Annotated in this window: 15 protein-coding genes and 1 pseudogene; 7 read left to right on the top strand and 9 right to left on the bottom strand. The window is 38.3% G+C overall.

Annotation, left to right across the window (positions count from 1 at the left end):
- Positions 1–2: 2 nt before the first annotated feature.
- On the top strand, positions 3–1,706 hold the full coding sequence (locus BV372_RS18280) for a DUF262 domain-containing protein (protein ID WP_086687915.1): 1,704 nt from the start codon (positions 3–5) through the stop codon (positions 1,704–1,706).
- A gap of 157 nt (positions 1,707–1,863) precedes the next feature.
- Positions 1,864–2,520 (top strand): Uma2 family endonuclease, encoded by a 657-nt coding sequence (locus BV372_RS18275; RefSeq protein WP_086687914.1) that lies wholly within the window; start codon positions 1,864–1,866, stop codon positions 2,518–2,520.
- 154 nt (positions 2,521–2,674) lie between these two features.
- Here BV372_RS18275 and BV372_RS18270 read toward each other — a convergent pair whose 3' ends face one another.
- The 4 genes from BV372_RS18270 to BV372_RS18255 all read right to left on the bottom strand — a co-directional run bounded on the left by BV372_RS18270 (position 2,675) and on the right by BV372_RS18255 (position 7,339).
- A complete protein-coding gene (locus tag BV372_RS18270; RefSeq protein WP_086687913.1) occupies positions 2,675–3,571 on the bottom strand; it encodes a metal-dependent hydrolase in 897 nt (298 codons plus the stop codon).
- A gap of 221 nt (positions 3,572–3,792) precedes the next feature.
- Positions 3,793–5,034 (bottom strand): hypothetical protein, encoded by a 1,242-nt coding sequence (locus tag BV372_RS18265; RefSeq protein ID WP_086687912.1) that lies wholly within the window; start codon positions 5,032–5,034, stop codon positions 3,793–3,795.
- A 252-nt stretch (positions 5,035–5,286) separates the two neighbouring features.
- Positions 5,287–6,678 (bottom strand): hypothetical protein, encoded by a 1,392-nt coding sequence (locus BV372_RS18260; RefSeq protein ID WP_086687911.1) that lies wholly within the window; start codon positions 6,676–6,678, stop codon positions 5,287–5,289.
- 442 nt (positions 6,679–7,120) lie between these two features.
- The gene (locus BV372_RS18255; protein WP_086687910.1) at positions 7,121–7,339 is read right to left on the bottom strand and encodes a hypothetical protein; all 219 of its coding nucleotides are present in this window, start codon (positions 7,337–7,339) and stop codon (positions 7,121–7,123) included.
- A 469-nt stretch (positions 7,340–7,808) separates the two neighbouring features.
- Between BV372_RS18255 and uvsE the strand changes: the two genes are divergently transcribed.
- The 3 genes from uvsE to BV372_RS36435 all read left to right on the top strand — a co-directional run bounded on the left by uvsE (position 7,809) and on the right by BV372_RS36435 (position 10,815).
- On the top strand, positions 7,809–8,762 hold the full coding sequence (gene uvsE / locus BV372_RS18250; RefSeq protein WP_086687909.1) for a UV DNA damage repair endonuclease UvsE: 954 nt from the start codon (positions 7,809–7,811) through the stop codon (positions 8,760–8,762).
- An 87-nt stretch (positions 8,763–8,849) separates the two neighbouring features.
- On the top strand, positions 8,850–10,448 hold the full coding sequence (locus tag BV372_RS18245; RefSeq protein ID WP_086687908.1) for an Hsp70 family protein: 1,599 nt from the start codon (positions 8,850–8,852) through the stop codon (positions 10,446–10,448).
- Between the two features lie 202 nt (positions 10,449–10,650).
- Complete coding sequence (locus tag BV372_RS36435; RefSeq protein WP_179198140.1) at positions 10,651–10,815, top strand: hypothetical protein; 165 nt, start codon at positions 10,651–10,653, stop codon at positions 10,813–10,815.
- Positions 10,816–11,078: 263 nt separating this feature from the next.
- Here the strand turns inward: BV372_RS36435 and BV372_RS18240 are convergent, their stop codons facing one another.
- Entirely contained in the window at positions 11,079–11,552 is a 474-nt protein-coding gene (locus BV372_RS18240) for a hypothetical protein (RefSeq protein ID WP_086687907.1), read from the bottom strand.
- Between the two features lie 626 nt (positions 11,553–12,178).
- Between BV372_RS18240 and BV372_RS18235 the strand changes: the two genes are divergently transcribed.
- Positions 12,179–12,694, top strand: coding sequence for a UbiA family prenyltransferase (locus tag BV372_RS18235; protein ID WP_086687906.1), 516 nt, complete (start codon positions 12,179–12,181; stop codon positions 12,692–12,694).
- Positions 12,695–12,907: 213 nt separating this feature from the next.
- Here the strand turns inward: BV372_RS18235 and BV372_RS18230 are convergent, their stop codons facing one another.
- Both BV372_RS18230 and BV372_RS18225 read right to left on the bottom strand, forming a co-directional pair.
- Positions 12,908–13,315 carry a beta-lactamase hydrolase domain-containing protein gene (locus BV372_RS18230; protein ID WP_086687905.1) on the bottom strand — a complete coding sequence of 136 codons (408 nt, stop codon included), beginning with the start codon at positions 13,313–13,315 and terminating at the stop codon, positions 12,908–12,910.
- Between the two features lie 141 nt (positions 13,316–13,456).
- The gene (locus tag BV372_RS18225) at positions 13,457–13,636 is read right to left on the bottom strand and encodes a hypothetical protein (protein WP_086687904.1); all 180 of its coding nucleotides are present in this window, start codon (positions 13,634–13,636) and stop codon (positions 13,457–13,459) included.
- Between the two features lie 344 nt (positions 13,637–13,980).
- Between BV372_RS18225 and BV372_RS38220 the strand changes: the two are divergent.
- Positions 13,981–14,079, top strand: a pseudogene (locus BV372_RS38220) (NADH-ubiquinone oxidoreductase-F iron-sulfur binding region domain-containing protein); the annotation flags it as partial.
- A 220-nt stretch (positions 14,080–14,299) separates the two neighbouring features.
- On the opposite strand, the gene BV372_RS18215 reads toward BV372_RS38220, so the two are convergent.
- Both BV372_RS18215 and BV372_RS18210 read right to left on the bottom strand, forming a co-directional pair.
- A complete protein-coding gene (locus BV372_RS18215; protein ID WP_373270782.1) occupies positions 14,300–14,860 on the bottom strand; it encodes a general stress protein in 561 nt (186 codons plus the stop codon).
- Between the two features lie 827 nt (positions 14,861–15,687).
- A complete protein-coding gene (locus tag BV372_RS18210) occupies positions 15,688–17,277 on the bottom strand; it encodes a glycoside hydrolase family 57 protein (protein ID WP_086687903.1) in 1,590 nt (529 codons plus the stop codon).
- Positions 17,278–17,473 lie beyond the last annotated feature (196 nt).

Here is a 17,473-nt window from a genome sequence, read left to right as displayed (position 1 = left end):
ATATGGCTAATTGGGAAGCTTACCGCATTTCAGACATCATTACCGATATAGATGAGAAAAGATTTGTTCTTCCAGTTATTCAAAGGAGATTGGTATGGGACGAGGATAAAATGGAGCTTTTATTTGATACTTTACTCAAAGGAGATTCTTTTGGCGGCATAATGGTAATTAAAGAGGATAAAGATAGTAAGCCTCTTTTTTCTTTTAGACCCTTCACTAAGGACGGAGAATCCATTAATTCAATAGAGATAGACAAAATTGCACACTCACAAAGTTTTGTTATTGACGGACAGCAAAGACTTCAGTCATTCTATATAGGCTTAACAGGAACTATCAAGGGAAAAATTCTATATTTTGATTTATTTAGTAACTATAATTCAGAGTTTGAATTCAAATTTGAAAGCGAGTTTAGTAAATTACCTAAACAAGCAAAAGATGATTCTAATAAAACAATAAAAGCCTATAAATGGTATTCTGTAAATGATTTATTTAAAAAATTAAAATTAGCAGGTAAGTTTAAATCGGTGGTAAGAAGCATAATTGCTTCAGACGGTATTACAAACGATAATGAAAAAGACCACATATCAGAAAATATTATAGCTTTTCATCAGAGTATTTTTGCAGTTGAATGCTTAGGAATTTCTGAAGTTATCATTGATAAAACTTTTAATGAGAATGCTAATCGCCAAAGAATTGTTGAACTTTTCAGACGATTAAATGACGGAGGAACAAAATTATCTGCTTTTGACTTGGTTGCTTCAGTTCTTAAAGGTTTTGAATGGAAGATGGAAAGCTTTTTAGACGAAATGCTTTCTCAATACAATGAAATCGGGCTTACGCAAGATAATTTGATTAAACTTATATTTCTGCTGCAAGACAACCATAAAAAAGAGATGACTGAAATTGAAACATCAGATGCAAAATTTGCAATTGATAACAAAGAACGTATTAAAAATACACTGTCTTGTATAAGGCAATTTCTGATTCACTCTCATTTATATAATTACTATAAAGATAGTAATCGTTCATTTATTCCCTTATTTTTCATTGCATACCATATCTTCCACAAGAATATTACTGATAAACAAGTTGAAGAATTCTTTGATAACTATGACACAGGTAATCCTGACTTTTCAACAATAAAAAAATGGATTTATTATTCATTAGTTAATGGCGTATTTCGTAGCAAAGGTGCTGGTTGGATTCCATATAAAACAGGTATCCGTAAACTTCTGGATGAAATCAAACTACATAAAAACAGCAAATTTCCAATTTCAAAACTTTTTCATGTCTATAAGGAACATGGTGTAAATTTTACAGAAACTTTTGACACTCTAAATATAGATAGATTAGAAAGTTCATTTATGTTTTATCTGATGTATGACAGAAAACAAACTATCAATATTCAAGACGTTGATCATATTATGCCGAAATCAATTTTACAACATAAAAAATATGATTGGGAAAAAATAAACAGCATCAAAAATTATCAACTTTTAGACCCTAAAACAAATAGAGGAGAAAAGAATGCTAAGTCCTTTAAAGAGTGGATTTCTAACGATAAATATGTTGTAGATAAAACTGCTTTTATAACAAAGCATTTAATTCCACCAGATGAAAGCATCTGGACAGAAGACAAGTTTGAAGACTTTGTAACCTCTAGAGCAGAGCTAATTCTCCAGAAAGTAACAGCCTATGTACGATAACAAATTACTAAGCTTCTAGTCACTCTTTGAAGTTCATTATGTGACCTGTTTCAGCTTCTATTCAATTAATAGTGCCACATACAAAGCAGCTAGATAGTCAAAGCCAGTCAGGTACAATTTAAGAAAACTGGATTGTTAAAAAATTGCCATCCCTATCATGTTAGATTACAATCCATTAGCCTGCTTGCCCTCCTCTGAGGAACTGCCTGACTCAGATGATACTCCTGTGGATAACGAACTACAAGATTTAATTCCTGGGTTACTCAAAGCTATTCTAGCGATCGCATGGGCAGACCGAATGGACTGGTTTTTTGGGGCTGATATGGGTGTTTACTATGACCCAAATTTACCAGCAATAGTACCAGATGGATTTTTGAGTCTAGGAGTCGAGCGATTTTTTGATGAAAACCTCCGCCGCAGTTATGCCATTTGGGAAGAAGAACAAGTCCCAATACTAGTTCTAGAAGTTGTATCTCAGACTTATCGCGGAGAATATACAACTAAGAAAGATGAGTACGCAAAGTTGGGAGTATTGTACTACCTGGTTTATCATCCGACGCGTCGCCGTAAGTCACGTCTGGAAGTTTATAAATTGGTCAATAATGAATATCAGTTGCTCTCAGGAAACCCAGTGTGGTTACCAGAGGTTGGTTTAGGAATTGGTAGCGAACAGGGAATTTACCAAGGTATTACACGGGAGTGGCTGTTCTGGTATAACGAACAAGAACGGCGTTTACGCACACCAGAAGAACGTGTACAAATACTAGCCCAAAGGTTACGCGAACTTGGTGTAGACCCAGACGCTTTAATGTAAATGTTAGCGTTACTACTAGCTTGAATCTGGTAGGGTGCGTTATGGACGTTAGTCCTAACGCACCGAAAATCATTGATGGTGCGTTGCGCTACGCGACAAAATAATGCCAGTTGCTACCCTGCGGGTTCTCCGCAGGAGTACAAGCCAGCACTTCCTACCCGACTCTACCCTTCGGGTTCTGCTTTGCAGTACAGCGAACAAGTCTGGCGACCGAACGAAGTGCCTTGGAAAACCGTTCAACGCACTGGCTAGTCATTTGTTGCATTTTAAAGAGAGATAGTTTATCTGTTTGTGATGGATGAAAGCCTTTGCGAAAATAATCTATTGAGTTTAATAAGACTCTGTAGAAAAATTTATCTTTGGTAAAGAAGAAATCAATACTTTCTTGCCAAACTTTTCTATCCACCAGCTTTTTGTCTTGGTATAAAAGAATTACCAAACCCCAAATTAGGAAAAATAAAACCAAAATGTTGGATATGAACAAACCAAGAATGCGAATTAAGTAATTCTTAGTTCTATTTTGAAAGACATCATATACAACAGTTTTATGCTCAATTTCCTCAACAGCGTGCCACTCAAAAAGCTGTTTTAAATTTGGTTCTGCTTCTGCCATGAAATCACTTTCTAAGGCATATTCAGCTATCAAAGTTGTAAGATGTTCAATACCAGCACTGATAGATAAATTTAAGCTAATACTCAGTCGAGATTCCAAAGCCTTAAAAAGAATCGCTCGCAGAGAGCGCAGATATGAATCAAATTTATAGCCAAAAAAGTGTAAATTATCCCAAAACTTGCTGTGCTGCTGTGAATGCTGTGCTTCCTGTCCAATGAATGCTTGAGCTTGTTGTTTTAGTTGGGGATTGCCGATTTGCTTGATTCTGTTTTTGATATTATGAATCAGGTATTGTTCAATATCAGGAAGCAGAATTGTCAAACTATTTAATAAATGAGTTTTAAAGGCACTTTTCCCAAACCAGTACCTTTCAATCTGTTCAGGAAACTCAAAGTTTATCCTTCTTACTTCTAGTTCTGGCTGAATTTGTAGATTCATAGGCGTTAATTTACTCTCTAAATCAATATATAGAGACTCATACACCTTTTTTTATATTAACATCGCAACCAAAGACTAACGCACCAAAACCTTTGATTTGTGCGTTAGGCTACGCCATAACACACCCTACACATACTTAGATTTTTTCAAGAATCAAATCAGATTGCTATAGGAACTATAGATTATTAAAAAAACAAGAAACCTGAAGTTTTTTTGACTATTTACAAATTACTGGCATCTTGAAAATTTCCACAATGTTTACAATACGGTAAATGTTTGTAAGTAAGCTCATGGCAGTTTTGGCACTCTATATATTGATAATAACCGCAGTGCGGGCAGTGGTTATCTTGTTGCCGAATTCTCTTAGCACAGTTAACGCAGCAGGAGTTTTGAACTCTCTTAGCTGCTTGTAATTTAGCGTTAAAAACAAATTGTTGAAAAAACTTGATAATGCCAAAACCCACAAGTGGAATTAGCAAGATATAAATATAACTGATTAGAAATAGCAACCCGCCAAAAATGGCGCTAATGATATCAAAGAGAAATTGGAATATTACACCGATTTGCAGGAATTCAAATATTTTTAAGATTAGCGGTATAAAAAAAATGATTAGTAAATGCCAGCTAATTAGCGAAATCAGCCCATATCTTCGGCGTTGAGCAAAGTTGTGAACGGAGAAGGCGATAAGAATTAGCGGCATCAGAAAGAGGGATTGAAAACCAAGTTGGATACTTGGATACCAAAATGATGCTTGTTTGTAGCTTTTTTCAACTTCGCTGAATTTATTCTCATCTTTAATAAAGGTTAGAAAACTAACACTTTCTAGTTTTGATACCAATCCACTTTTAAGATTGGAAATTTCATTTTTTAGGGTAGAAATTTGGCTGTTATTTTTTTCTAAATTCTCTTTGGCTTTTTCAGCAGCAACCTGATTAATTGATTGCTCACGAGGTTGTCCGGCAATTTTTTCTAAAATTGTTGAATCATATTGTGAGCGAATATTGCGATTGGCTTGTTCAAGGGTGCTGATTTTCGCTTGTTTCTGCTCAATACTTTTTACCGTTTGCTGATTTTCCGAGTTTTTAACTTTATCTTTAGAATCAGCGTACTGTAAACAAGTTGGGGCAACTTTACCTAGATGTCCTGTTTGAGCTTGTTGATAAGTTTCCTGAAAACTAGGTCGATTATTTATGTTGTATGGCAATGCAAGACTGACAATTTCATAATCTTTATCTTTAGTTGTTTTTGTTCGGTAATTTTGCCACTCGGAATAACATGGATAAGCTTGTGCAGGACTGAGATGCCATCTGCTAATATCATCTAATCCCGTAAAAACATTAATTAAGATAAAAATATCAATCAAAATAATGACAATCAAACTCACTGTATTTAGTGGTTCGTTGTTGATTTTCCTTGTTTTACTAAAAAATTGATTCCAAAGGCGGCGAATTCTGGCAAGCATCTTGTGTTTTTAATATATAAAAATTCAATCTGAGTTGATTGTAAAGGACAATGTGCTGAATACAGACAAAATCAAAAATAAGGAATAAAAATGCTTAATTTTTTGTTACTTAAAATGGCATTATAGGGATTTGCCACTGAGTGTAATATATGAAAGATCCACCAAAATCCGGATATGGTGGGCATTGCCCACCATACACTTCTAAAATCGCATTTTATTTTGAATAAATTGTTAAATTAAGCGATCGCCCTATCACTCTGCTGGGGAAGTTTGCCAGCCATACCAGTGGCGCACTGCTAGCCAAACGGCTGAAAGTAAACCCGCTAGGCTGAGGGTAAGGCCGCTGTATGGTACTAATAATCCAAATACAGGTAGTACTGCACCGGCAATAGTGCAAACGATCGCAGCTAAGGAAGCACGACGATTGGACCCCAATCCCCACATTAAGGTTAGTAAGACAAGAGAAATCATTGTCCAAACTAATTGAGGGCTGATTAATCTCCCTAAATAGGTTAAAGTCAACAGACAAGCGAAGAAAATGCCGCCTGCGATCGCTATATTTTTTAAATTCATTTGCAGCGATAAATATAGTAATAATATCCACCACAAAAATATAGCTGGTGCTAACAATAATAAGCGGGGAATAATCCCAGTATTCCGAATTGGTGCAGTGTTAGTGAACACACCAAAAGGATTTTTTACAGAAACATTGTCATCAAATATCCAAGTAAATTCGGTGCTGCCTCTGTCATTTTTAATATTAATAGGTACAATGCCGCTAGCAAAATCAACTGGACTAAAGTTGGCAATTGCAGTTAAGCGGAATTTAGAGAGCAACTGTCCGGCTGCGTTATAAACCCAACGCGGCCCACCTTGCGCTTCATAAGTTACTCTAAAGGTGGTTTCTGCGCCTGGTTCTAAACGGAAAGGAAAACCATAATCACCTGGATTCGTTTGCTGTAACTGAGTCCGATCTCGCTCTACTTTATATCTAGCTAGCAATGAGTAACCGTTGGGTGGCGGTGCTTCAAAGAAAAAACTATTAATATCTTTGAGTTGGTTAATAACTTTGTATTCAGCAGCGTAATCTACAAGATAAATAGAACTGCGACCTTTAACATCTACGCTTTGCTTAAGTTTTACTTGAATTTGCGAACCAGCTAGCGTTAAGAAACGATTGACCTGTTGCGTATCATTAACTTTAACTATCTTGTCTTTAACTCTAGTTGTATAGGTGTATGGTTCTTGAGCTACGTAGCGGACTTGAGGCGCAGTTTGTTCTAGCTTATCACCAGCAACAGTTTCAGCTACTTGCGCTACCCTGGCTTGTTCCCAGTAGTGGTAGCGATTGCTCAAAGTTGAACATAGAAAAAAACCTGTGACTAATAGCACTAATATTAAAGCTAAATGCTGTAGTCCCTTTAAAATTTGAGAGTAATGAATCGCCCACTCGCCAAAGAAAACTGACTGTTCTAACGAATTTCGCCGTAGCGAAAAACTTACTAAAGCGATCGCTATTCCTAAAGCTATAACTAAAAATACAATTAATAGTGAACCTTTAAGTACTTGAGTGCCAAATTGCACTAACTCATGAGGATGGGTCAGATCTGGCAATCCGGGAATACCTTGAGCAGAAGCATTCATTGATGGGTATTTGGATACTTTGAACAACCAGACCGATGTATTGTGACAAAAGTTTCTGGCAAATATAGTAGCTTTATAGAAATTAACTAAATTATTTGCGGAAGCAGCACAACTAACATTAAAAATCGGGGTAATTCTGAAAAATCCAGAATTACCCCTACAGTTGTAAATCTAAATTACTTAGTGCAGCTTGGCGGAAATTACGCTCCAGTTTAAAAAGGTTGAAATTCCGATCAAATAACCTTTCTTCCCCGCTGCTTTTTTGCACTATCTGCAATCTTTGACTTAAACTCCTATGACGTAAAAAATTGTTCTCTCTCACATAATGCACCTTCTCAATCTTTTGCAATCCTTGAAACTTGATCTACTAATTCACCAAGATAAGTTTGATTTTGTAGTCAGAGTTAAAGTCTTACTACAAACTTACTAGTAGATCCGATAATTATGCTCTAGATACTGGCTTCAAAAATAGCCATGCCACCAAAAATGTAGTGGCTGTAAATAGTTGCGTCAAATCCAAAGCAGATAGATAACCATCTGCAAAAGAGGCAATACTGCGATCTGTAATGCCAAACAACCAAGATGAGAGGCCAAATAGCCAAATCCCATTCTTCAGATTGCCCAGAACATCTTTAGAGTCTGATGGTTTCTGGTCGTCCATGATCTTCTACTCCGTGGGTGAAGTAATTCATTGCATTGATACAAAATCCCCGTCAGAGCTTTTTCACTCTGAACGCTGAATATATATCTATATTAATAAATATTTCGGGCTATTGACTAAACTGTCAAAAGATACATCTCCGTTTTATGACATTCCTCCTTTGGATCTGTTATCTCGGATGAACGGCAATAGCTTGAGTTAGGAAGCTTGTCAGCTTAAAATCTGTATTAACTTCTTATAGAATCAATACAAAAACTACAGAAAAATTTATTTTTTAATTTAAAAAATACCTAAAAAGATAGATGTATATCTCAAAATTGTTAATAAAGAAGAAAAAATCAGGATCTAGATATCTGGTATGTCTTGTCTCCATCCCTCAACCTTCAGAGTTCTGCCTTTAGATACTCATCTCCCCAAGACAGAACTTAGTTAAATCAAAGAAGCGCCAAAACTTGAGCAATTTTAGTTAATGACTGCAATCCAGTTCCAAAATCTACCTAATCTACAGCGGTTAAAAGGTTTTCTACCAGAGTTAGGGCTGGTTTGCATTACCTTTGACAAACAAGTGCGTTTTCGGACAATGACGCGCACGCGCTATTTACAACTCACGCCTGAACAACGCCAAAGCGCCCTGAGAGAACTTTATCAAAGTAACTTGCAGCGCTTGGATGGAGGATTATCTTTTTGTCAGGAAAACAAGCTTCGGCTGTATCGGATGCCTTCGTCTTTGTTTCCTCTGAGTGATATGGAAGACGAGATTGGCGCAAATATTTTAGAAGAAATGAGCGCTGATTTAGCTAAAATCGGACAGCGATCGCAAGCCTTAGGTATCAGAATTGTGCTGCATCCCGATCAATTTGTGGTGCTGAGTTCTGATTCGCCTCAAGTATTACAATCAAGTATCAAAATTTTAGAACGACAAGCCCGGACATTTGATTTATTGGGTTTACCGCGATCGCCTTGGTCATTGATGAATATTCACGGCGGTAAATCCCAACGTCCTGAACAACTGGTAAAGGTAATCTCGCAACTACCCGAAGCAATTAAAAGCCGTTTAACCTTTGAGAACGACGAATACGCCTATAGCGCCAGTGAAATTTTAGCAGTGTGTCAGCAGGCTGGCGTGCCAATGGTATTTGATGCCCATCACCATATTTGTCACGAAAATTTAGACAGTTACGACGATCCGAGTGTAGCTGAGATGTTTTACGCAGCGCGGGAAACCTGGGAAAACCCAGATTGGCAATTAGTCCATATTTCCAATGGTGAAACTGCTTTCAATGACAGAAAACACAGTGATTTAATTAGCGCCATGCCCAGTGTTTATTATGAAGCACCCTGGATAGAAGTCGAAGCCAAACGCAAAGAAGAGGCGATCGCGCATTTGCGCTCTTGGTGGTTAATAGAGAATAATCACAAATGAGTAGTTTGTTGTGATGGACATTTCCTCAAGGTTGGAAAGCTTTGCCAGGAATTGTCCTGGTCTTGGCGCGAAATAATAAATTAAGATATGGCGATCGCAATCGATTTTGGTACTAGCAACACAGTCATTGCTCGTTGGAACCCTGTCACCCAGCAGCCAGAAACCCTTAATCTCCCAGGTTTATCAATTCAACAAAGTCTGAATCCGCCACTAATTCCCAGCTTGGTTTATGTTGAAGACGCAACCCAAGATAAAGTTTTAGTAGGGCAACAAGTGCGCGATCGCGGCCTCGATCTTAAAGGCGAAGCGCGATTTTTCCGCAGCTTCAAACGGGGTATTGGCGCGGATATTCAAGGTTTCTTACCCGAAATAGATGGGCAAATAGTCACCTTTGAAAAAGTAGGTAAATGGTTCCTCACTCAGGTGATTGAAGAATTAGCACCCCTACAAGGCGGGTTAGATTCTTTAGTTTTAACCGTACCTGTAGACAGCTTTGAAACTTACCGTCACTGGTTAGGACAAGTTTGCCAAGCCCTTCCCGTCGAACAAGTGCGGATGCTGGATGAACCTACAGCCGCAGCTTTGGGCTATGGTTTAGCAGATCAAGAAATTCTCTTGGTGATTGACTTTGGTGGCGGAACTTTGGATTTATCTCTCGTGCGCTTAGATAGAAGCGTGCAAGCAAACACCAAGCCTGTAGGATTTTTGCTGAAGTGGGGTAATAAATCCTTAGCGGAAGACTCCAAGCAAAAAGTCAAAACCGCCCGCGTTCTGGCGAAAGCCGGACAAAATTTGGGTGGTACTGATATTGATACTTGGATAGTAGATTACTTTGCCAAAACTCAAGATTTGGCCGTTAGCCCTTTAACAACCCGACTAGCAGAACGAGTCAAAATTCAACTCTCAACTCAGAACCAAGCCAGCGAAGTTTATTTTGATGATGAAAATTTTGAAAGTTACGAACTCGAACTCAACCGCGACACTTTAGAGAATATTCTCAAAGAACACGCATTTTTTGAGCGCCTTGATGATTCGATGACAAGTCTGTTACAGCAAGCACGACGCCAAGGAATAGAACTTGCAGATATTAGTGCAGTATTGTTAGTTGGTGGTACAGTGCAATTGCCAGCAGTGCAGACATGGGTAAAACAGTATTTTGAGCCAGAAAAAATCCGTTGTGAACGTCCCTTTGAAGCGATCGCTCAAGGTGCGTTACAAATAACTCAAGGTGTGGAAATCAAAGATTTTCTCTACCATAGTTATGGTGTCCGTTATTGGGATCGGCGTAACCAGCGCCACAGTTGGCATCCAATTATTCGAGAGGGACAAGCTTACCCAATGACTCAACCAGTAGAATTAGTTCTGGGCGCATCTTTAGAAAATCAGCCCAGCATTGAGTTAATCATGGGAGAATTGGGTGCAGACACAGGCGCTACAGAAGTTTACTTTGATGGCGATCGCTTAATTACCCGTCGTCTGGATAGTGGTGCAACCACTGTCAAACCCCTCAACGATAAAGAAGGTGCGAGAACAATTGCCCAACTCACACCACCAGGATTTCCTGGAAGCGATCGGATCAAAATCCAGTTTCAAGTTGACGATCAACGCTTTTTGCGTATCACAGTTGAGGACTTATTAACCAATGACACGGTATTAGAAAATCAACTTGTCGCACAATTGAGTTGATAATTTGAAACTACAGATAAACATTGATGCACACCAATAAATATCTGTGTTTATCGGTGTGCATCTGTGGTTTAATTTTCCTCAATAAAGAATAAGTTCGTAGCCAGAACTTTAGGGAGCATCCACTTTTAAAAGAAATAGCAGGCGATTAGAAATCGCGGCTATAAAAACAAAATCCACCTGCGTGGATTATATTCAGCCTATGGAGGCAGGCTACCCTAGGGGAAGCCCTCCGGGTTCAGCAGTCGCTCATGGGGGAAACCCCCAAGACCGCGCTGCTTCACCGCTACGCGTCTATGTTTATTTAGCCGAGGCAGTGCGTTGGGCGGGTTTCCCGACTTTAAGCAACTGCCGTCTGGACTTCTAGTCCTTGTCATTACCCACATCTCTGAAAGGCTTATTGGGTCAGGGTTTGAAGGGTTAAATTGATTCTCATTTATCAATATTTATTGAGAATGTTAACGCAAGAATCAGGGTTACAAAATCCCATTTTAAGGCGATCGCCAGTTAGAAAAAAATGTGGTTAATGACAAGACTTCTAGTCTGAGGGGCTATTTGTCGAAAGTGGATGTACCCGAACTTTAGCCCTGTATTTTTAAGCACTTTAGTGCTTACTACGCATAAAAACTACTAAATAGTTGCATATTTCAGTACTCGTTCCCATTCCCAACGCCATGCAGTCTCTACTACTAATTCTTTGCCGTTGCTGAATTTAATAAATTCTTGACCGTTATCATAAAATACATCAGCAACCAGACGATTACGTAAATCATCTCCCCACATTTTCGCAGCCGCATTCCACCACCTTTGCCCTGGCGATTGCAACATTGGCAGTTCAAGGTATTCATCACGCCACGCTACAGGCTGCCATTGCTCTTGCAAAGCTCGAATTAAAATTGCATTAGGAAAAATATCTCTATTATTTTCATGCAGCCACAGCACATACTCAATCGTTCTTCTTAATGCATCTTCTAAACCAGACGTACAAATTTCCAATGCATTTTGAACTTCCTCTTGGGACAAATTTACACCAATAGCTACTAATGCTCGTTCGTATTTCTTCAATATCTCGGATTCAATTGAGTCTTCTTCCCAAAACCACACAGTTAATCAACCTCCAAATTAATTAACTCCAATCCATCATACTTTTTATTCCCTAATATAGGATTCATATTTTAATTTTGAAATAAAGGTAGCTCACTATAAACTGAAGATGCAGGTAATATTCACCCTACACTACCTTTGATTTTATAAATAAATTATCTTTGGACTGAAGACAAACGAGAAAAATATATATCTATCTTAAACTACAGATATAGGGATTAATTGTACAAGTCTACCTTTGGTAGTAACTTCTTTAATAGATTAATATCTTTTTTTAAATTTCTGGGTTACGAAAGTACTTAACAATAAGGTTTATAGATGCTTTTCTACCGAAAGTGAACAGCTAGAAATAAGTATTGAGCCTTGAGGAAGAGGTTTTGATAGATTGCATTGTTTAATCTGCAATAAATACCGTGTTCTTGAGTTTACTCAATCGCAGCTATACAGTTTTTATGCTGGAAGCTGTGAAGCAGCAATTATGCCATAGTCTAAGTTAAATGGGAAATTAAAATGCGACCGAATTTAGTTTTGTTTTGGGTTAGCTTATCGTTCGTAGCTGTAGGATTGCTTATGCTACTCCTCCAACCCGCAATAGATTTTCATTCATCAATAAGTTGAGGCAGTTTATGAATTACGTTGTTGCAGTTTTACCAGATCGGATGCAAGCCGAAGCAGCTTACTCTGCTCTAGAAAAAGAAGGCTTACCAGATAACCAAATTGACATTTTAGGCAATGGCTATAAAAGCGCTGATGAGTATGGGTTAATTGATCCTAATAAACAAGCTCGTAAAGGAGCAAAACGCCTAATTTACTGGCTTATACCTTTAGGATTTCTTGCAGGTTATACTTTCAACTTTTTAACCGGGATTGAAATCTTATCGGCAGTTGGTGCTTTTGGTAATCACATTATTGGTGGACTTTTAGGAGCCATCTCTGGTGCTTTAGGTGCCTACTTTGTTGGTGGTGCTGTTGGTCTAACTGAAGGCAGTGGAGATGCTTTACCTTATCGCAATCGTCTCAATGCTGGGAAATATTTGATTGTGGTAAAGGGTACGGAAGAATTAACTCGTCAAGCAACTCGCGTGCTGCGCCAGTTTGAGCCTGAAAATCTTCAAGGCTATACAGAACCAACAGGTGCGTGAAGTAAGAGGAACAAGGAGGCGACGGGGCAAGAGGTTCAAGAAAATGTTTTTAGGAGAAGGCAGATGCCAGGAGGAAAAGTAGTTTTACCCTGTTTCATCTGTCTTTAAATAGTTATCTTTATTACTGCTTTTCGCTTAATTGAAGAATGTAGTCGATAAAAATGCATGAAAAATATATCTTACCTTCTGCCCTCTGCCTCCTACCTTTCCTCTTCACGATTTCACATTTACAAAATTCTCTAATAAACCCAAGTTTTCCGCTTGCTTAAATGCCTCTTCTAAACACATACCTTGTTTGGTAGCGATATACATTAATACCATTGCGATCGCCCGCACTGCACTATCACAATGGATCAAAGTGGGTTTGGGAAGTTCGGTAATTTTTTGAAAGATTTGGAGTGCAATTTGAGGATTAATTTCTGTAATTTTGGTAGGCAGATGAGCATATTGCAATCCAAGCAGTTGAATATCAAGCTCCTCGCTGTCTTGAAAACCTTGTTCATCAGGCGATCGCAAGTTAAGTACAGATTTATATCCCTCATCAGCCAGTTGTTTTAATTCTTCTGGATCAATTTGTCCGCAAATAGACAAATCATTGTTAATTTTCTTGATGGTATGCATCCCTCCCTCCTCCCAAATTGTGAGTAACGAATTAAAGAATTTATATTATGTCCTTGAGATTATTTCTAAGCAACAAATAGATAATATTTGGCTGTAAATTTTAAAGACATAATATTCTTCTTTAATCCAACTCACTAAGAATCAATAACGTCTATTTTTAGCAGGAGGGTCGCCTTCGTATGGTTGTACTCCTGACTCTGGATAGTTATCGTCATTGGGGCTAAAAGCTCTCGTGGCTGAGCTATAAATAGGGTGAATCACCCGCTCTAAAACTTCTAAAATTGACCGTAGAGTTTGCCTCATTTTGGTTTTAAAAGACATAAATTTTTCTCCTAAATCAATCAAAATTGTTATTTAACAATTGGTAATAAAAACCACTTGCTACGCTCTAATTCAAAGTTTATGTGTTTAGCCTTTTTAATGTTAAATTTCTGCTTTAAGCGTAGGTAAGAGGGTGAGCCAATATTGGCTTTAGTTTTAAGTTAAGAAAACAATTTGAGGAACTTGTGAGGAAATCTTAATTTTATAAATCTTAATCAACATTTCTATATATTTGCCAAGGAAGGCAGAGGAGCCACTGCGTTGGTGAGGCAGTCCGGTCTTGGTGGTTTCCCCAAAGAGGAACTGCCGAAAGGGTTTCCCGGCTTGAAGCAAGTGGCGTGGTAGAAGGGAAAGCTTCAATGGCTGACTTAGAACTTTTACAAGAACTATGTGACATGGTGAAGCATACCAGTTTGTGCGGTCTTGGTCAGTCTCGCCTATGATATTTTGCGAACTGATAAAGCTAAACCCCTTAATGCTTGCACGGTGAAGTGGAGCGATCACAGCTTTCAACTTATTGAGCCAAAGTGATTTTTTATTAATTTTAATATAGTTTTGGAATACTTTCAGCCACAGCTATATCTGCTGTAAAATGCATAATTTAATTAATCATACAAAGAAAGAACAGAAGAGAAAAACTTTTCTGTTCTATTCTCTATCTTTTTAATTTGAAGGAGCATTATAAATGCCCCAGTAGTCAATCTGGCGCTTCTTTAAAATTGATTCCGCCTGGTTAATTTCATCTCCAGTACCATCTAAGAATATCAAGTACTGACCCATTTGCAAGCGATCGCTATAAAATCTAGCGCGTTCTTCAGGAATACCTAAACTAACTAGTGCTTGCACTAAGTTATTACTTGCAGTAGCACTCACAGCAACACCCGCTAGGCTAGAAACTAATGCTACGCCAACAGAACCCGCTGCTATGATAGCTCCAATACCAGGAAGTGCTAGACTTCCAAAACCAACTAACAAACTTCCCCATGTACTAGCACTAATAGCATCTCCCACCGCTCCTGCTGTATTTACATCTTGGCTACCGATGTGTGAGTTTATCTCTACATTGCTGACAGTTTCTCCTTGTTCTACATCCTTAGCAATAATTGAAATTTTATCCATTGAAAACCCAGAATTTTTTAATTCATTTAGTGCTTCCTCAGCTTGTTTTCGACTTACAAATACTCCAACAGCACGTTGATTTTGAGTATTAACGATCTCTGGCATATCTTTCTCCTTTGGTGATATAAAATATGTGTAGAAAACAGAAATCTATTCCTTAGCCGCTATACATATTGAAGCTAAGGATAAAGGTAAATAAATCTTTTAAACCTTTCTCTATATCGGAAAGAGGTTTAGAGAAAATTTTCTTAAAACATTTAACTCACGTTGGCAATATCAATCTAGACCATAACTAGATGCCTGACACTTGTTTCAAGTTAAATAAGTGATAAAAAGCCCATACGGATGAGTCTCCTTATTTAGAGCTTCTGCAAATCATACTATTAAAACCAATATTAATTTCTAACTCAGTGTCTCACCTTCTACCAAAAGGTTTGAAGAGCTTATATTTAGTCTATATCTGTAGCCAGAGTTTAACTTGCTCTTAAATACAAGTTAAGTAATAAAAGTTCTCCTACTTCTTTTATTAGTTTTATAAGTTATAGCGTTTCCTAGCCTGTTGAGGTACAAATTTATCTGCATCCATTGTCTTGTATCGGCAGTTAATTCTTTCTTGCTGTACCTCACCAATGCAGGAATCGCTATAAGTAAGAGATGAGGATTAAATTTAATTGTACTTAATTAATATATTTTTTTAATTTATCAAACATTTCTTAGGTTTTGAATAATAAATTTATTTAACAGCTATCTATACCTTTGGTAAGAGGATTGAAGATTTTCTCAGATGCAATTAATTATCTCAATTATTTTGGCAATGATTAATAAAAGTTTTAAACTACAAACTTTAGAATTATATTTATTCTCAATATGCGTTCGGGGTGGGCAATGCCCACCCTACTAGTTCTTAGATCTATGTGTTTGTGTCCGAAATCTTACAATGGACGATAAACACGATAGTTAATACTTGGGAAAATATTATCCATCAACTCGACTTTCTCCAGCCAACCGCTATCAACTTTGCCTATTTTCACATCTTCGTAGAGCTTATTAAATCGCATCAGGTGCGATCGCGTTCTTCTCACGGCATAGGGTACCATTGTTCCTGTCCGCATGATAAACGCCCAATCGGAAGATTGTGCTAATAGTAACTCTCGCGCTGCTTGGTTTAACGCTTTCCATTGCAATTCATCCTCGGGTTCTAGATGCGAGATTTCAATCATGCGTTCGGCTGCTTTATGCAAATGCGGATAAATCCAGGCATTTGTATCGTTTAACCAATACTCATGGAATCCCTTAAAACCCCAACTCGACTGCGAAGGACGACAAACTTGCTGAGTCGGTTCTGCCCGTAAATAATCTGCTAAGTGAGTCATGGCATAGGTTTTTTGGTCATACCAGGATTTGCGGAACAGGTAATCAATAAACCAAGGACCTTCATACCACCAATGTCCAAATAACTCTGCATCATAGGGCGACACGATAATCGGCGGGCGCTGCATTATCCCATGTAGATGTTCAGCTTGCCGTTCGCGGTTATACATGAAGTTAGCAGCATGTTCTGCCGCTTTTTCTTTTGCCCAGTAGGGATCATAGAGGGCTTTATCTGAAAGTCCTAAGCCACGACCAGTAATTTTATGATATTTAATACCCGTATTTTTACGCTGACCATTGGGCATGATGTAGGGCTTGATGTACTCATATTCTGCTTCCCAGCCCAAATCTTTATAAAACTCGCGGTATTCTGCTGCTCCAGGATAGCCCACCTCAGAAGACCATACCTGTTGAGAAGATTCATGATCTCGTCCAAAGACAGCAACACCAGTTTCTGTATAAATCGGGGCATAGGTGCCAAATCGCGGACGAGGACGGGCGTAAAGAATACCATGTCCGTCGGTGAGGAAGTAGCGCAACCCTGCATCTGCCAGCATTCGCTCTACACCTTCATAGTAGGCGCACTCCGGCAACCAAATGCCTCTAGGTGCTTGCCCAAAGGTTTCTTCGTAATGTTCGCAAGCTACCTGAATTTGTGCCCACACAGCTTGCGGATACATTTTCATCAATGGTAGGTAGCCGTGGGTAGCACCACAAGTAATAATTTCCAGGTTGTTACTGTCTTGGTACTCCTTAAAAGCTGTTACCAAATCACCTTTGTAGCGTTCCCATATCTGACGCGCTTCGTTAAACTCAGTGGCGTAATGTTCGGCTAAATAGCGAAGATGCCCATTATGGATATTACGCTCAGCTTCTAGTTCTATGAGTTCTTCTAGTTGGGCTAAGTGTGCATCATAGCGTTCTTGCAACAGCGGATCGCGGAGCATTGACACCAAAGGTGGGGTCATGCTCATCGTAATTTTAAAATCGATGCCGTCTCGCTTTAGTCCTTCAAATACTTTCAATAAGGGAATATAAGTTTCAGTAATGGCTTCATATAGCCATTCTTCCTCCAACACATAATCACTTTCTGGGTGACGAACGAAGGGCAGATGTGCGTGGAGTACAAGCGCGACGTAGCCTATAGCCATAGTTATTTAGGGGTGATACGTGTAAGTTGAAGGTCGAGAGGTTTGGCAGAAATTAACAATATTTTAAGACTTTATTGGGATCGTGAGATTAATTAATAATTTTTTCCTATTTATCTCCTGATTCAGCGGGAATTCCGAGCTGATTTTTTTACGGAGACTCTAGATTTAATTTTTTTACCGTTGCATTTCCTAGGCG

It is taken from the genome of Nostoc sp. T09 (genome assembly GCF_002154695.1).
In the GTDB taxonomy this organism is placed as follows: domain Bacteria; phylum Cyanobacteriota; class Cyanobacteriia; order Cyanobacteriales; family Nostocaceae; genus Aulosira.
Note: the sequence above shows the minus strand (reverse complement) of the source record. Positions and strands in the feature narration are given on the sequence as shown.

Bases quoted from the DNA above. Each gene is read 5' to 3' on its own strand.
- BV372_RS18280 (WP_086687915.1), top strand. From the start codon at position 3: ATGGCTAATTGGGAAGCTTACCGCATTTCAGACATCATTACCGATATA.
- BV372_RS18275 (WP_086687914.1), top strand. From the start codon at position 1,864: ATGTTAGATTACAATCCATTAGCCTGCTTGCCCTCCTCTGAGGAACTG.
- BV372_RS18270 (WP_086687913.1), bottom strand. From the start codon at position 3,571: ATGAATCTACAAATTCAGCCAGAACTAGAAGTAAGAAGGATAAACTTT.
- BV372_RS18265 (WP_086687912.1), bottom strand. From the start codon at position 5,034: ATGCTTGCCAGAATTCGCCGCCTTTGGAATCAATTTTTTAGTAAAACA.
- BV372_RS18260 (WP_086687911.1), bottom strand. From the start codon at position 6,678: ATGAATGCTTCTGCTCAAGGTATTCCCGGATTGCCAGATCTGACCCAT.
- BV372_RS18255 (WP_086687910.1), bottom strand. From the start codon at position 7,339: ATGGACGACCAGAAACCATCAGACTCTAAAGATGTTCTGGGCAATCTG.
- uvsE (WP_086687909.1), top strand. From the start codon at position 7,809: ATGACTGCAATCCAGTTCCAAAATCTACCTAATCTACAGCGGTTAAAA.
- BV372_RS18245 (WP_086687908.1), top strand. From the start codon at position 8,850: ATGGCGATCGCAATCGATTTTGGTACTAGCAACACAGTCATTGCTCGT.
- BV372_RS36435 (WP_179198140.1), top strand. From the start codon at position 10,651: ATGGAGGCAGGCTACCCTAGGGGAAGCCCTCCGGGTTCAGCAGTCGCT.
- BV372_RS18235 (WP_086687906.1), top strand. From the start codon at position 12,179: ATGAATTACGTTGTTGCAGTTTTACCAGATCGGATGCAAGCCGAAGCA.
- BV372_RS18230 (WP_086687905.1), bottom strand. From the start codon at position 13,315: ATGCATACCATCAAGAAAATTAACAATGATTTGTCTATTTGCGGACAA.
- BV372_RS18225 (WP_086687904.1), bottom strand. From the start codon at position 13,636: ATGTCTTTTAAAACCAAAATGAGGCAAACTCTACGGTCAATTTTAGAA.
- BV372_RS18215 (WP_373270782.1), bottom strand. From the start codon at position 14,860: ATGCCAGAGATCGTTAATACTCAAAATCAACGTGCTGTTGGAGTATTT.
- BV372_RS18210 (WP_086687903.1), bottom strand. From the start codon at position 17,277: ATGGCTATAGGCTACGTCGCGCTTGTACTCCACGCACATCTGCCCTTC.